The sequence below is a fragment of the Geomonas agri genome (assembly GCF_020179605.1).
In the GTDB taxonomy this organism is placed as follows: domain Bacteria; phylum Desulfobacterota; class Desulfuromonadia; order Geobacterales; family Geobacteraceae; genus Geomonas; species Geomonas agri.
Genome location: NZ_JAINZO010000002.1, coordinates 1,106,004 through 1,120,443 on the forward strand (window position 1 = coordinate 1,106,004; position 14,440 = coordinate 1,120,443).

Consider the following 14,440-nt stretch of genomic DNA (forward strand, 5'->3'; position numbering starts at 1 on the left):
TGGCAACCTACTCATGTTGCCGAAATTCTCTTCCACCCGTCGCTGGATCAATCACTACAGGCTCTTGGCCGCCAGTTCGTAAACGTCCCGTGCCAGGCCCGGCTCGGCCAGGATGCGCTCCAGCTGTTTCTTCATGAGCTCTTGGCGGTGCGCGTCGTAGCGCCGCCAGCGGCTGAAGGGTGTGAGCATGCGCGCGGCTATCTGCGGGTTGATCCCGTTCAAAAGCAGGATCTGATCGGCGAGGAAACGGTACCCCCTGCCGCCGGCATCGTGGAAGCGGACCTGGTTCCCCTGGCTGAAGGCACCCACCAGCGAGCGGACCCGGTTCGGGTTGCGCATATCGAAGTCCGGGTGCGCCAAAAGTGCCAGCACCCGATCCATGGTGTCGGGTAGACGCGACAGCGCCTGGTGGGTGAACCACTTGTCGATGACGCCGCGGTCGCCACGCCAGCACTCGTAAAAGGACGCAAGTGCTTCTTCGCGTTCCGAGCAGGCGCAGCTGGCCAGCGGGGCGAGCGCGCCCAAGCTGTCGGTCATGTTGTCCGCGCTTTTGTACTGGGCCATGCAGGCGTCGATCGCTTCCTGCGTCCCCGCCGCCATCAGGTAGGCAAGGCAGAGGTTTTTGAGACGGCGGCAGCCGTCAAGCCCGTCGTCGGGACGGTAGGGAGCCTTGGGGGCACAGGCTGCCCGCGCGGCAAAGAGCTCCGCAGCCAGCCTCCGGCCTACCGTGGCCCGCACCAGCTCGCGCGCCTGGTGGATAGCATCGGGGTCGATGACCGACATCTGCTCGGCGAGGTAGCTCTCGGCGGGGAGGGTGAGCGTCTCGGCCAGGAAGGCCCGGTCCTGGCGCTCATCGGCAAGAAGCCTTCTAAAGGAGCCGATGAAGCTCTCTGGTACCTGCGCCTCCCGGCCGGCCTGGATGTCGGCGATGAGCCCTATGATCAGCTTCACCGCCTGGACCTGTCCCGCTTCCCAGCGCACGAACGGATCGCTGTCGCGCGTCATCAGGAGGTTCAGGTCCTCGTCACGGTATGGGTACTGGAGCTTGACCGGCGCGCAGAAGTTGCGCAAAAGCGACGGCACCGGACGTCCCTTGAGCCCCACGAAGGTGAAACTTTCCGTCTCCTTCCTAAGCTCGAGGACCCGGGAAGTCCCGCCGGCCGCCGTCTCCCCCATAAGCTGGAGCGGTAACTCGTTGCCGTCCCCGTCCAAAAGCCCCATGGCGAACGGGATATGGAAGGGCTTCTTCTCCGGCTGGCCCGGCGTGGCCGGGCAGCTCTGGGTGACGGTCAGGGTGTAGCTACCGTTTTCGGGATGGTAGTCGTCGCTAACGGTCAAGACGGGGGTGCCGGCCTGGTCGTACCAGAGCATGAACTGGGACAGGTCGCGCTTGCCGGCATCCGCCATCGCCTGCACGAACTCGTCCACCCGCACCGCCTGCCCGTCGTGGCGCTCGAAGTAGAGATCCATCCCGGCCCGGAATGCCTCGCGCCCCAGGAGGGTCTGCAGCATCCGGATCACCTCGCCCCCCTTGTGGTACACGGTCATGCTGTAGAAGTTGTTGATCTCCACGTACGACTCGGGGCGCACCGGGTGGGCCAGCGGGCTGGCATCCTCGGCGAACTGGGCGCTACGCAGGCTCTTCACATCCGCGATCCTCTTCACCGGACGCGACTGCATGTCGGCGGAGAACTCCTGGTCGCGGAAGATGGTGAGCCCTTCCTTCAGGGAAAGCTGGAACCAGTCGCGGCAGGTGATCCTGTTGCCGGTCCAGTTGTGGAAGTATTCGTGGCCGATCACCTCCTCGATCGCCTCGTAGTCGTCGTCGGTGGCGCTTGCCGGGCTCGCCAGCACGTAGCGCGAGTTGAAGACGTTCAGCCCCTTGTTTTCCATCGCCCCCATGTTGAAGTCGTCCACGGCCACAACCATGTAGGTGTCCAGGTCGTACTCGCGGCCGAACTGCTCTTCGTCCCAGCGCATGGCGTGCATCAGGGACCTGAGGGCGTGCTCGCACTTGTCCTTGTTGCGCTCCTCGACGTAGATCTCCAGTTGCACCTGTCGGCCGCTCATGGTGGTGAAGCGGTCGGCGATGTGGACCAGGTCTCCGGCAACGACGGCGAAGAGGTAGCTGGGCTTCTTGAAGGGGTCGTGCCAGACGGCGAAGTGACGCCCGTCGGGGAGATCGCCCTTCTCGACCAGGTTGCCGTTGGCCAAGAGCACCGGGCAGGTCGCCTTGTCCGCGCGCAGGGTAACCGTGTAGACCGCCATGACGTCGGGACGGTCGGTGAAGTAGGTGATGCGCCGGAACCCCTCGGCTTCGCATTGGGTGCAGAGCATGGGGCCCGAGGCGTAGAGGCCGGAGAGGGCGCTGTTCTCCTTGGGATTGATCCTGGTTTCCACCTCGAGGACGAAGCGCTCGGGAGGCTCGGGGAGCACCAGGCAGTGCTCCTCGACCCGATAGGCCCCTTGTTCCAGGACGACCCCGTCCAGCTTGAGCGACACCAGGGTCAGTTCTTCTCCGTCCAGGACCAGCGGTCTTACTCCGCTGCTGCGGTCGTGGTTGCTGTGGATGGCGAGACGGGATAGCACCCGGGTATCTTCCGGGGAAAGGTCGAAGCAAAGCTCCACTGTATCGACCAGGTAATCGGGAACCTTGTAGTCCTTTTGGTGGATGGTCTGGTGCTGGCACTGTGACATGGTGTTCCCCTTCTCTGAGTTTATGATAGCTGCGGCCAAAGGTCTCATTGTATCGGGAGCTACAGGTGTTTTCAATGCCTACCGTGAGTAGAGAGATAGATTTGATGAATGATGCCGCATGCTTGGGCAGGCGCCCGCAACAACGCGTTTCCGGGGATGTCGCTGCCGGAGTGGCAAGCACCCCCAATTTGTTGACTTTACTGGAGAATAAGGCTATACAGTCGGCATGAAACGTCTGCTCTTCTCGCTACTTTTCCTGGTTTTCGCTTCTCTTGCCGCTCCGGTACTTCCCGCCAGTGCCACGGAGATCTACGCGCAGCAGACCGGCAAGAGCTGCGACGCCTGCCATGTCGATCCGGCGGGGGGCGGGGAACTGACCGCGGCCGGAAAGCAGTTCGCCGCCGCGCGCGCCGTGAAAAGCGAGGCCCCGCAGGTCTCCGCGGCCGGCAAGGTGGTGCGCTTCCTGGCGGGCTACCTGCACATGCTGATCGCCATTTTGTGGTTCGGCACCATTCTTTACGTGCACCTGGTCCTCAAGCCCGCCTATGCAGCGGGGGGACTCCCCCGCGGCGAGGTCAAGGTGGGTGTGCTATCAATGGGCGTCATGGGGATCACCGGCGCCATCCTGACCCACTTCCGGGTGACTTCCCTCGATATGCTGCTGCACACCCGTTTCGGGGTGCTGTTGCTGGTCAAGATATCCCTCTACCTGGTGATGGTTTTCTCCGCCGCCTACGTGGTGCTGGTTATCGGACCCAAGCTGAAGGGGAAGCGGCGCGAGCCGGTTGCGCTTCCTGCAGGCAAAGAGCTGACGCTGGACGAGCTCGCTTCCTTCGACGGCAACGAGGGGCGTCCCGCCTACTTCGCCTACGAAGGTAAGCTTTACGACGCGAGCGCCAGCCGCCTCTGGAAACAGGGGGTGCACATGGGGCGGCACCATGCCGGTGAGGACCTGAGCGAGGCACTCAAGCTGGCACCGCACGGATCCGAGAAGGTTCTGCTCATGCCCGAGGTGGGGAGCCTGGCCGACGTGACCCAGCGCAAGGCCCCGTTGCACGAGCGGGTGTTCTTCTTCATGGCGTACATGAACTTGACCATAGTATTTTTGATCGTGCTGATCCTGTCGCTCTGGCGCTGGGCCTGACCATACGCCCCGGGGCTCCCGGACAAGGACTGACCGTGAAGTATTTCCGCACCATTTTTCATGCCGATGCCAAGCAGGATCCCGACTCCCTTCTGCGCTTGTTCGTCTCAGTCGCCCTGGTCTCCATCATCGTGATCACCTCGCTCGCCGGCTACGCCTTTTACCAGGTGCTGCAAAAGAACCTGGTTGACAGCGCGGAAGACGACGCGGTTAAGGTCAGCACCGCCCTTTCCGATGACGAAAGGGCACGCTTCACCATGGTCAAGAGCGACGGCAGCGTCGTTGTCGAAGTGTCTCCGCAAAACTTCTTCATCCTCGACCGGGATCTCCGGACGTTCCTCGCCCCCTTTGACATCGTTAAGATCAAGATTTACTCGTCCGATTACCGCATCGTGTACAGCACCGAGGCCAAGCTCATCGGCGAGGTGGACCGAGGCAACAAGCGGCTTGCCCGCGCCCTGGCCGGCGCATTCGATTCCAAACTCGAGCGCAAGGAAGAGGTGAAGGACCTTGCCGACGAACTGAAGTTCAACGTGGACGTAGTGGAGACCTACATCCCCATCCGGGCCCGCGGCAAGGTCATCGGGAGCTTCGAGGTCTATATCGACGTCACCAAGTACCACCAGCAGACGACGAAAGCGGCACTCCTGTCCTTGGGGGCGTTGTGCGGCATCCTGATGGGGGTCTTCGCCATCTCCTTCGTGCTGATCAGGCGCGGCACCAACGAGCTGAAGGAGGCCCAGGAGATTCTCAGGAAGCAGACGCTGATCGACGGGCTTACCGGGACCTTCAACAAGATGCAGATTGAGCTGATCGGACGCAGGGAGTTCGCCCGCGCCCAGCGTCGCAGGGAGAAGGGATTTGCGGACGCGGAGGTCGGTTTCATCATGATCGACATCGACCGGTTCAAGCAGGTCAACGACCGCTATGGCCATCTCGCCGGCGATCACCTGCTGCAGCAGTTCGCCGAAAGGGTGACCGCCTCGTTACGCAGCTACGACTCCGTCGGGCGCTTTGGAGGAGAGGAGTTCCTGGTGGTACTGCCCGGTTCCGGCCGCGAGCAGGCGCTCGACGTGGCGCACAAGATCTGGTCGCTGATCCGCGAGGAGCCCTTCCTGGTCGACGGCCACACCCTGCAGCTTACCGCCAGCGCCGGCGTGGCCAACGTGCAGCACAGCGACGACGACCTGCTCCAGGTGTTGAAGCGCGCCGACCTGAACCTCTACCAGGCCAAGAGCGGCGGGCGCGATCGGGTGATCTAGCCTCGCCCTTGCCGCTTGCTCCGGCCTATGCATCTCCTCGTCCCCATCTCTCCGCCCCTGTTGCCCCCAGTCTCTTCCACGACGTTATTCTTCAAGTTTTTCCTCCCGGCACCGAAACGGTACATACCCGTTTCGCTATCCCCACGCTCGAAGTTCCCGGGGAAAGTGCGCAAGGAGGAATGATGAAGAACGCGGTCCGTTTCTTTGCTTTTGCCTTTCTTTTGCTGTTTTCGCCCTGGTCCGCATCCGCCCAGGGAGCGTTCGTGATCGGAATCGCTCCCCATACCAGCGCCCGGGTCATTCTCGAAATGTACCAGCCGCTGAGACTCTACCTGAGCAGGAGCCTGAACATGCCGGTAGAGGTCGTCACGGCGCCGGACTTCGACGAGTTTGCCAGGCGCGCCCTGGCACAGAAGTACGACCTCGCCGTTACCACCGGGCACCAGGCGCGGCTGCTCCAGAACGACGCCAAATACCTGCCGCAACTCACCTACCAAGCCGATTTCAAGGCGGTCGCCATAGTACCCCGAAACAGCCGCGTCATCAGGGCGGCCGACCTGAAGGGGCAGAAGGTGCTCGGCCTGAGCGCGGCCTCGCTGGTAACCCTGTGGGGGGAGCACTGGCTGGCCCAAAACCACGTCGACATCCCCGTCAAATACGTCAGCGCCTCAGACAGTGTGGCGCAACTTCTCGTGGCAGGTGAGGCGGCCGCCGGATTCACCTCCCTGGCCAATTTCCAGAAACTGCGGCCGGAACTGCAAGGCCAGTTGCGCATCCTCGCCGAAAGCGCCCCTCTTGCCGGCAGGGTATACCTGCTGAACCAGCGCTGGGCGACCCGTGAAAAGGCCATCAATGCAGCGTTGTGGAGCTTCGCGGAGACGGCGGAGGGGAAACGGTATTTCGAAAGCAACAAGCTCGGTGGATATCGAAGGCTCCACAACGGGGAGCTGGAAGGTATGGACCGATATGCGGCCGAGGTCAAAAGGCTGCTGAAAAAAGCAGAAAAATGAGGGTGCTCGCTCCCTGGTCCACGGTGCGGGGGCGTCTTTTGATGCTCGCGATCGGCATCGAGGCGCTGATGCTGTGCGTGATGGTGTTCAACAGCTTGCGGCTGCTGCACGGCGCCATGACCAGGCAGGCCCGGTGGCAGGCGGAGCAGATCTCGCCGGTTCTGATCGCCGCCCTCACTGCGCCGCTCGCGCAGCAGGATTTCGCCACCGTCCAGGCGGTCATCGACGAGAGCCGACGGGCCGGCGGGGTGAAATACATCGCCATCCTGGACAGCGCCGGGACCAGGGTCGCCTCCAGCGGCTGGGGGAGCAACCAGGCGCTTCCCCAGCCCAGCACGAGCTTCCAGCTGTTCCAGGGTGGCAGGGACCCGCGCTACGACGTGCGCGTCCCCATCGTACAGACGGGGCAGCCTCTGGGCACCCTCCAGTTCGGCCTGGACCTTTCGCAGATCGTCGCCGCGCGGCACCTGTTGCTGCTGCAGGGGGGCACCATCGCCACGCTGGAAGTGATCCTCTCCACGGTAATTCTGACCTTGCTGGGATACTGGCTTACCAGGCACCTGGCCTCGCTGACCAGGGCAAGCCTGGAGGTCGCTCAAGGGAACCTGACGCCGGCGCCGGTGCGGGAGGGGCATGATGACGTGGGACGGCTGGGGGCTGCGTTCAACACGATGTCCCGGGCCATCTCGGAGCGGGTGCGGGAACTGACCGCGGCCAAGGAGGCGCTGCAGCAACGCGCAGCCGAACTCGAAAACCTGAACCTGACCCTCGAGTCGCGGGTGCAGGAAGAGGTTGCGAAGAACCGGGAGAAGGACAATTACCTGACCCAGCAGGAGAAGATGGCCTCCATCGGGCAGCTCGCTGCCGGCGTCGCCCACGAAATCAACAACCCGATGGGCTTTATCACCAGCAATCTCTCCACCCTCGAAAAGTACCTGCGGCGCCTGCAGGAGTTCATTGCGGCGCAGGAAGAGGCGCTCAGGGAGGGAGGGGGTGAAGCGGCCTCAGAGTCCCTGGCGCAGACACGCAGGCAGCTGAAGATCGACCACATCCTCGCCGACGGCAAGCAACTGATCGCCGAATCCCTGGATGGGGGCGTGCGTGTGCAGCATATCGTTCAGAACCTGAAGAACTTTTCCCGTGTGGACCAGCTCCAATACTCGCTGGTCGACCTGAACGAATGCCTCGAGACCACCATCAGCATCGCCTGGAACGAGATCAAGTACGTCGCCACCCTGAGACGGGAGTTCGGGGTGCTCCCCCTCGTCAGCTGCTACCCGCAGCAGTTGAACCAGGTATTTCTCAACCTGCTGGTCAACGCCTCCCAGGCCATCGAACATGCCGGGGAGATCGTGGTGCGCACCTGGAGCGAAGCTGGGAACGTCTTCGTCTCCGTGAGCGATACCGGCCAGGGGATCGCACCGGAGGTCATCAACCGGATCTTCGAGCCGTTCTTCACCACCAAGGAGGTGGGGAAGGGGACCGGACTGGGGCTGTCGATCAGTTACGACATCATCCGGAAACACAACGGCGAGATCACCGTGGAAAGCACCCCCGGCCTGGGCACAACGTTCAAGATCATGCTGCCCGTGGGGCATCCCGAAGGTGGAGAACAGCAGGGCGCGGGCGCGGTGTAACGGTGACGGTGCAGGGGGGGCGGAAGGGACGGAGCCGGTGGCGGGCACCGGCCGACTCCGCGTGGTCTAACGCTGCTGGTTGCACTGGGCGATGATACCGTCGATCTCCTCCTGGGAAATCTCGTCGATCCTGATGGCGCCGTCGACCTCCCGGCGCAATTGCGAGATACCGGGGTAGTTCTTCTCCAGGTACTTGAGCTCCTGCGACTGGTGTTTCACCGTCTTCAACAGTCGCCGGTTTTCCTCTTCCAGGTAGTATTTCTCCAGCGCGCTCTTCAGCGCCAACTTCAGTTCCGTGTCGTTCCATGGCTTGGTGAAGAAACGGTAGATCTCGCCGCTGTTCACCGCCCGCATGGTGGCCTCGATGCTGGCATGGCCGGTCAGCATGATGCGCACCGTCTCCGGGTACAGCTCCTTCACGATCCCCAGGAACTCCGCACCGTCCATCCCCGGCATCTTCTCGTCCGAGATCACCACCTTGAAACGGCGCCGCGTCATCAGCTCGAGCGCCTCTTTCGCACCCGGGGCCCCCTGGATCAGGTAGGGCTCCTCGTCCAGCCCCCGCATCAGGGCCGAGATCACGTGCGGCTCGTCATCTACGATCAATATGCTGTGTTCGCCTTCTCCCGGCGTAGACATGATTCACCTCGCAGCGGGCCCGGCGTTGTCGCCGCGGCCCCGTATTTTTTATCTGCTCGCCCGGGGGAGCAGGGCCTCAGCAGACCAGCTTCGGCACCATGCGCCCCTTGTGCTGTACTCCATCATTTGCGCCGCTCTTCGACCACCCATACCCCGCAGGAGGGCGGGTCGATCCGGTAGTAGCGCAGAACCGCGTCGATAGTGCCGCTGTTCAGCACCGTTCCTTCGGTCAGGAGCAACAGCCCCGTGCCGCTGTAGAGGTTGCGGGTGAGCTTCATCCCCTCCGCAAGCCGGTCGGGTGCAACTTCCTGTTCGGCTACCGGGACGCTGGCCGTAAACCGGGCCGCACTCCCCTCGCTCCCCCCGCTCCCCCCGGAGGGGGCCCAGCTGACGAAGATCCCTCCCGCGGGTGGGTCCACCTGGTAGGCCCGACCGACCGCCATGATGTGCCCGGCATCGAGCACCGTGCCGCGCTCCAGGACCAGGGCCCCCGACGCGGTGTGCAGATCCCGGGTCACCGTCATCCCCTCCAGGAGCTGCTTGGGGCGCAGTTCCTTCTCGGCAACCTCGGCGCGGCGCGAGTAGGTGGGGAGGTACAGGTCTCGCACGTGCCGCTCAACGACCGGGAAGATCTCGGGGTCGAGCCCGCGCCCCAGCTCCTTCTCCATGCGCGCCAAGAGCGCGGCGAGCGGGTCGTCCCCGCCCTGCTCGGTCAGCTCGCGGTCCACGAAGTCGGCCATGGCGATGATCCGTGCGCCGAGCGGGATCTCGTCCCCCGCCAGCGCATCGGGGAAGCCGCTGCCGTCGTAGCGCTCGTGGTGGTGCCGGATCAGGACCCCGGCTTCGCGCAGTTCCTCGACCGCGTCCAGAGTGGCCTGGCCGCGCACCGCGTGCTGCAGGAAGATGCCCAGCTCCTCCCGGTTCATGGCGGACATCCGCTTTTGCAGGATGTCCTGGCTGATGCCGATCACCCCGACGTCGTGCAGAAGCGCGGCCGTACGCACGGTCTCGATCTCGTGGTCGGGGAGTTTGAGATCGCGGGCGATCCTGACGCAGAGCTCGGTGACGTTCCTGGTGTGCTCCTGCAGCCGGCTGGAGTGGAGTTCGATGAGGCGCGAGAAGGCGAGGATGGTCTCGCGGAAGGAGTGGGTCACGCGGCGGTTGCGCTCCTTGAGCTCCTCATTCTGGCGCCTGATGGTCGCCGTCTGGTCCAGAACCCGGCTCTTCAGGTTGTCGTTCCAGGCGGAGAGTTCCCTGTTCTGCTGCTCCACCAGCGCGGTGAGGCGTCTGTTCTCCTGGACCAGGTGGTACTGCTCGACCCCCTCGCGGATAGTGCGCACCAGTACCTCGTCGTCCCAGGGCTTCAAGAGGTAGCGCGACGCCCCCCCCTTGTTGATGGCGTCCACGGTGGCCGCCATGTCGGCGTAGCCGGTGAGCACCATGCGCACCGCATCGGGCGCCAGGGTCTTCGCCTGTTCCAGGAACTGGGCGCCAGTCATGCCGGGCATGCGCTGGTCCGACAGGATGAGGGCCACGTCCGGGTGGGCGGTAAGCTGCTCCAGTCCTTCAGCCCCCGATACCGCACGCAGCACCTCCAGTTCCAGCTCCTGTTCCAGGAGGAGCCGCGCAATAGAGCGGGTGATATTCTCCTCGTCGTCGACCAGGAGCACTTTGTGGGGTTCGCTTTGCGACAGTTTGTCCATGTCCTTCGTCCTTTATGGCAATCTCGTGGGGTCGGCGGTCCTTCAGGGCCCCGGCACAATGGTGATGAGGAGTTCTCCCTCTTCCTGGTTGAGCGGGACCGCCTCCAGTTTGAGCTGCGCCCCCCCGGCCTGCAGGGTCCCGCCCCCGGGGGGCAGCCGGCCGAACTCTGCGGCTAGTTGCGCCAACTGCGGCGGCAGGGCCTCGGCGAGCCGTTTCCCGACCAGCTCGTGGCACCCCACCTGGAGCAGGTGTGCTGCCTCCCGGTTCATCTGCAGCACGGTGCCGTCGCCGTCCAGGGTCAGCACCCCCAGGGGGAGGTAGTCCAGGGCGACTGCAGCGTGCAAGAGCGAGCCGTACTCCTGCATGAAGCCGCAGCTGCACGCCCTCGCCCGTAGCCGCAGGTCGGCGTTCAGCTCGCGCAGTTCCTCGTTCTTGCGTCGCAACTCCTCGGCCAACTGCTCGTTGCGGCGCTGCATCTCGAAGTGTTCCAGCGCCTTCGCCACCGTCATCCTCAGCTCGTCGTCGTTCCAGGGCTTGGGGATGAACTTGTAGATCTTCCCCTCGTTGATGGCCGCCACCACCGCGGCGGTATCGGCGTAGCCGGAGAGGACGATCCTGATGGTCTCGGGGTGCCGCGTGCACACATCCTTGAGAAACTCCACGCCGTTCATCCCGGGCATGCGGAAGTCGGAGATGACCACCTGGACTTGGGGGGATTCCTCGAGCAGCAGCAGCCCCTCCTCGCCTGAGGCCGCGGTGAGGATTTCGTACTCTTCGTCCAGGAAGATCCGCTCCAGGGCGCGTAGCACGTTGCGTTCGTCGTCGACGCACAGTATCCGAGTCTGGTCATTCATCTGAGGTCACCCCTGTGATCGGGAGCCGGATGGTGAAGGTAGTGCCGGTGCCGACGCTGCTCTCCACCTCGATGCTCCCGTTATGTTTCTTGATGATGTCGTAGCTGATAGAAAGCCCGAGCCCAGTTCCCTGGCCCACTTCCTTGGTGGTGAAGAAGGGCTCGAAGATGCGGCTCTTGATCTCGTCGGGGATGCCGCTGCCCGTGTCGGAGAAGGCGATCTGCACCTCGTCCCCTGTCCGCCGGGTCCGGATGGTGATCTCCCCCTGCTTCTCGATGGCGTGGGCCGCGTTCACCAAGAGGTTCAGGAATACCTGGTTCAACTGCTGTGGCAGGCATTTCACCTGCGGCAGTTCGCCGTAGTCGCGCACCAGGGTCGTCTTGTACTTGAGCTCGTTCCAGGCGATGGTGACCGTGCTTTCCAGGCATTCGTTCAAGTCGACGTAGGTTGCCTGGGCGTCGTCGATGCGGGAGAAGCTCTTCAGATTCTGCACGATGGTCCGCACCCGCTCCGCACCGTCCTGGGATTCGGCCAGAAGACTCTTGGCATCGCCGAGGATGTAGTCCACCTTGAACTTCTTGCGGGCCTGTTCGACCTCCTGGCGCACCGGTTCCGGCGCAACCTCGGCGAGGCTGTTCGACTGGACCTCCAGGAATCCTTCGAGCCGGTCCAGGTACTTCACCATGGTACCCAGGTTGCTGGATATGAACCCCATCGGGTTGTTGATCTCGTGGGCCACGCCGGCGGCAAGCTGGCCGATGGAGGCCATCTTCTCCTGCTGCAACAGCTGCGAGTGGGTTGCCTTGAGCTCCTGGTAGGCGGCGACCAGTTCCTCCGAGACCTGCTTGATCTCGGTCAGGTCGTGCAGCATGATCACCTGCCATCCCTGGTCGCCATACGGGTAGGTCGTCAGGGTGAGCCAGCGTCCGCTCGTCTCGTGGTAGAGCTCGTTGTGGCCGGCCTCCAGCGGCTCCAGGTCCATGCCCGCCCCGCTCAAAAGCTCGCGCCAGTTGACCGATACCAGTCTGGAGTAGGAGGTGCCGGTCAGGAGCTTGAAGGCGCGGTTGCAGCGCCTGACCTTGCCCTGGTCATCGACCATGGCCACCAAGTCGTCCACGCAATCCATGGTCTGCTCCCACTCGCGTTTCCCCTTCTCGACCTGGCGGAACAGCTCGGAGAGCTGCTCGTGCTTGAGCACCAGTTCCGCCTGGTTCTTGATCAGCTGGCGCTCGGCGTCTTTGCGGGCGGTGATCTCCTCCTTGACGCTCAGGTAGTGGGTCACCTTGTCGTACTGATCGCAGATGGGGGAGATGAGGGCGCTTTCCCAGAAGAAGGTGCCGTCCTTGCGCTTGTTGTAGAATTCGCCGTGCCACTCCCTGCCGGCGGTGATGGTCTCCCACAGTTCCCGATAGCTCTGCTCCGGCAGCCGGCCCGACTTCAGTATGCTCGGCTTCCTGCCCAGGGCCTCTTCCTTGCTGTAGCCACTCACCTCGCAGAATTTCCGGTTCACGTACTGGATCACGCCGTCGGCGTCCGTGATGACGATGGAACTGGCGCTTTGCTCGACCCCCTGCGAGAACAGGCGTAGCGAGTCCTCGGCGCGCGCGCGGTCGGTGATGTCGTACAGCGTCTCGACTACAGCCACGACCTTGCCGTCCCTGGTTACCGGCGCGGCGTCGAAGCAGAGGTAGCGGTCCCGACCGTTGAGGTTCCGGTACCACCCTTCCGCCCTGATGATCCCCTTCATGACCACGTCGCTGCTGTAGGTGGGGTAGAACTCCCCAATCCGTTCGACGTCGCCGGAGAGGACGACGTCGCACAGGGTGGGGCGCTTTTCCGGGTAAAACGGCTGCCACTGACGCTGGGTACCGAGCATCTCGCTGGCGGGCATGCCGGTCATCTCCGCAATGGCGCGGTTCCAGACGATGATCCGGTGGTCCGCGTCGATGACGAACAGCGGTGTCGAGGTGTTCTCCAGCAGGTTTTCCGCGAAGCGGCGCTCCGTTTCCAGCATCCCTTCCAGCACCCGGTCCTGAGTGATGTCTCTGAAGCTGCCGCGCAACCCGAGGTACTCACCGTCTGCCCCGTTCACGTCCCGGCAGGTGTACTTGAACCAGCGCGTTTCACCCTGGCGCGTGATGAGGCGCAGGTCAACCGGTGCGGCCGGTTTCCCTTCCCTGGCGCAGACGTTTCGTTGCTGCCACAGGTCCCGGTCTTCGGGGGAGATGATGTTGGATAGCAGCTCCGGGGCATCGAGAAACTCGCGATCGGTGTAGCCGGTGACCCCCCGGCAGTTGGAGGAGATGTAGCGCAGCGACCCGTCCGGGTTGCAGACGATGGCGATTTCGGAGGTGAACTCGGCGATGATGCGGTACAGCTCCTGGTTCTCCGTCAGGGCTTCCTGGCGCTTGTCCATCTCCTCCACCATGGTGTTCACCGTCGAGGCCAGGTGCTCCAGTTCGTCCCCCGTGTTGAGGGTGAGCCAGCGCTCTGCGCCGTTCTTCTCCGGAAGGAAGCGGATGTGGTCCACCAGGAGGGCCAACGGCTGCGTGACGTGCCGGATCAGGCGCCGGAGGGTGATCTGGGTGAACAGCAGGAGGGCAACAAGGGCCCCGACGAAGAAGAGGCGGGCGTCGGTAAGTGGCTGGAACGACTCCGACTCCGGGTGTTGGATCGCCACGATCCAGTTAGCGTTGGTCAGGGGGGTAGCGGTGGTGACCCAGGTCTCCCCCTTGACATCGCGGACCTCTCCCTCGGACAGCCGGTTGCGTTGCAGGGCGTCATCGATGCCGGGGTCTTCGCCGGGGGCGAGGTGTGCCATGACGCGGGAAGGGTCGGGATGCCAGATGATGGTGCGGTTGCGCTCCATGACGAGCAGGCGGCCGCGCTGCCCCACGGTGTGCAACGCCCGGTCGGTCTCGTTGTCCTGGGTGAGGTCGTGGTGCCCGGCCAAAAGGCCGGCAACGCTACCGTCGGGCCGCAGGATCGGCATCAACAGGCTGATGGTGGGACGATGCGGGGCGGTCTCGGCGAGGTAGGGGGGAGAGACCGAGGATTTGCCGGTTGCCAGCGCCATCGCCACGTAGCCGTTGCCATGGCCGGTGGGGCTGCCCTGCGCGGCGAAGCTCGTGGCGACGCTGCGCCGCTGGTCATCGAAGATCTCCAGCCCTCCGTTGAAGTAGGTGCGGGCGATCTGCATCTGCTGTAGCGTACGCTGCATCGCGTGACGGTCGCGTATCTGGTCGGGGTCGACCCCCTTGGCGAGCAACTTCAGCATCTGCCTGGAGTGCAGCAGCTCGTCGTCGATGTACCTGCTGGCCATGCGGAGCATGGCCGCATGCTGCCGGGCCACACTCAGCTTCAGAGCATGGGCGAGGTACTGGTATCCCGCCAAGGCGAGCACCCCCATCAGGAGGGCCACCAGCAGGAATACCGGGCCGGATATCTTGGTCTTGATCCTCATGTCAATGCCGGTCTAAAAGTTGGGTGATCA

General features: G+C 63.7%; 9 protein-coding genes. 4 read left to right on the forward strand and 5 right to left on the reverse strand.

From position 1 onward, the window contains the following. Positions 1-54: 54 nt before the first annotated feature. The gene (pepN, locus tag K7R21_RS16230) at positions 55-2,697 is read right to left on the reverse strand and encodes an aminopeptidase N (protein ID WP_224984318.1); all 2,643 of its coding nucleotides are present in this window, start codon (positions 2,695-2,697) and stop codon (positions 55-57) included. A gap of 226 nt (positions 2,698-2,923) precedes the next feature. Between pepN and K7R21_RS16235 the strand changes: the two genes are divergently transcribed. The 4 genes from K7R21_RS16235 (at position 2,924) to K7R21_RS16250 (ending at position 7,750) form a co-directional block, all read left to right on the forward strand. Continuing rightward, a complete protein-coding gene (locus K7R21_RS16235) occupies positions 2,924-3,841 on the forward strand; it encodes a CopD family protein (protein ID WP_224984319.1) in 918 nt (305 codons plus the stop codon). A gap of 35 nt (positions 3,842-3,876) precedes the next feature. Continuing rightward, positions 3,877-5,103 carry a GGDEF domain-containing protein gene (locus tag K7R21_RS16240; protein ID WP_224984320.1) on the forward strand — a complete coding sequence of 409 codons (1,227 nt, stop codon included), beginning with the start codon at positions 3,877-3,879 and terminating at the stop codon, positions 5,101-5,103. Between the two features lie 182 nt (positions 5,104-5,285). After that, positions 5,286-6,113, forward strand: coding sequence for a phosphate/phosphite/phosphonate ABC transporter substrate-binding protein (locus K7R21_RS16245; protein WP_224984321.1), 828 nt, complete (start codon positions 5,286-5,288; stop codon positions 6,111-6,113). Continuing rightward, on the forward strand, positions 6,110-7,750 hold the full coding sequence (locus K7R21_RS16250; RefSeq protein WP_224984322.1) for an ATP-binding protein: 1,641 nt from the start codon (positions 6,110-6,112) through the stop codon (positions 7,748-7,750). Before K7R21_RS16245 ends, K7R21_RS16250 begins: the two co-directional genes overlap by 4 nt. A 66-nt stretch (positions 7,751-7,816) precedes the next feature. Here the strand turns inward: K7R21_RS16250 and K7R21_RS16255 are convergent, their stop codons facing one another. The 4 genes from K7R21_RS16255 to K7R21_RS16270 form a co-directional block, all read right to left on the reverse strand. Beyond that, complete coding sequence (locus K7R21_RS16255; RefSeq protein WP_224984323.1) at positions 7,817-8,389, reverse strand: response regulator; 573 nt, start codon at positions 8,387-8,389, stop codon at positions 7,817-7,819. Between the two features lie 122 nt (positions 8,390-8,511). Beyond that, on the reverse strand, positions 8,512-10,092 hold the full coding sequence (locus K7R21_RS16260; RefSeq protein ID WP_224984324.1) for an HD domain-containing phosphohydrolase: 1,581 nt from the start codon (positions 10,090-10,092) through the stop codon (positions 8,512-8,514). A 42-nt stretch (positions 10,093-10,134) separates the two neighbouring features. Then, positions 10,135-10,947: a response regulator gene (locus tag K7R21_RS16265; RefSeq protein WP_224984325.1), complete on the reverse strand. Its 813-nt coding sequence runs from the start codon at positions 10,945-10,947 to the stop codon at positions 10,135-10,137. Beyond that, the gene (locus K7R21_RS16270; protein WP_224984326.1) at positions 10,940-14,410 is read right to left on the reverse strand and encodes a PAS domain S-box protein; all 3,471 of its coding nucleotides are present in this window, start codon (positions 14,408-14,410) and stop codon (positions 10,940-10,942) included. Before K7R21_RS16270 ends, K7R21_RS16265 begins: the two co-directional genes overlap by 8 nt. Positions 14,411-14,440 lie beyond the last annotated feature (30 nt).

What these genes read in the sequence shown, in the direction of transcription:
- pepN (WP_224984318.1), bottom strand. Translation starts at nt 2,697, where the DNA reads ATGTCACAGTGCCAGCACCAGACCATCCACCAAAAGGACTACAAGGTT.
- K7R21_RS16235 (WP_224984319.1), top strand. Translation starts at nt 2,924, where the DNA reads ATGAAACGTCTGCTCTTCTCGCTACTTTTCCTGGTTTTCGCTTCTCTT.
- K7R21_RS16245 (WP_224984321.1), top strand. Translation starts at nt 5,286, where the DNA reads ATGAAGAACGCGGTCCGTTTCTTTGCTTTTGCCTTTCTTTTGCTGTTT.
- K7R21_RS16250 (WP_224984322.1), top strand. Translation starts at nt 6,110, where the DNA reads ATGAGGGTGCTCGCTCCCTGGTCCACGGTGCGGGGGCGTCTTTTGATG.
- K7R21_RS16255 (WP_224984323.1), bottom strand. Translation starts at nt 8,389, where the DNA reads ATGTCTACGCCGGGAGAAGGCGAACACAGCATATTGATCGTAGATGAC.
- K7R21_RS16260 (WP_224984324.1), bottom strand. Translation starts at nt 10,092, where the DNA reads ATGGACAAACTGTCGCAAAGCGAACCCCACAAAGTGCTCCTGGTCGAC.
- K7R21_RS16265 (WP_224984325.1), bottom strand. Translation starts at nt 10,947, where the DNA reads ATGAATGACCAGACTCGGATACTGTGCGTCGACGACGAACGCAACGTG.
- K7R21_RS16270 (WP_224984326.1), bottom strand. Translation starts at nt 14,410, where the DNA reads ATGAGGATCAAGACCAAGATATCCGGCCCGGTATTCCTGCTGGTGGCC.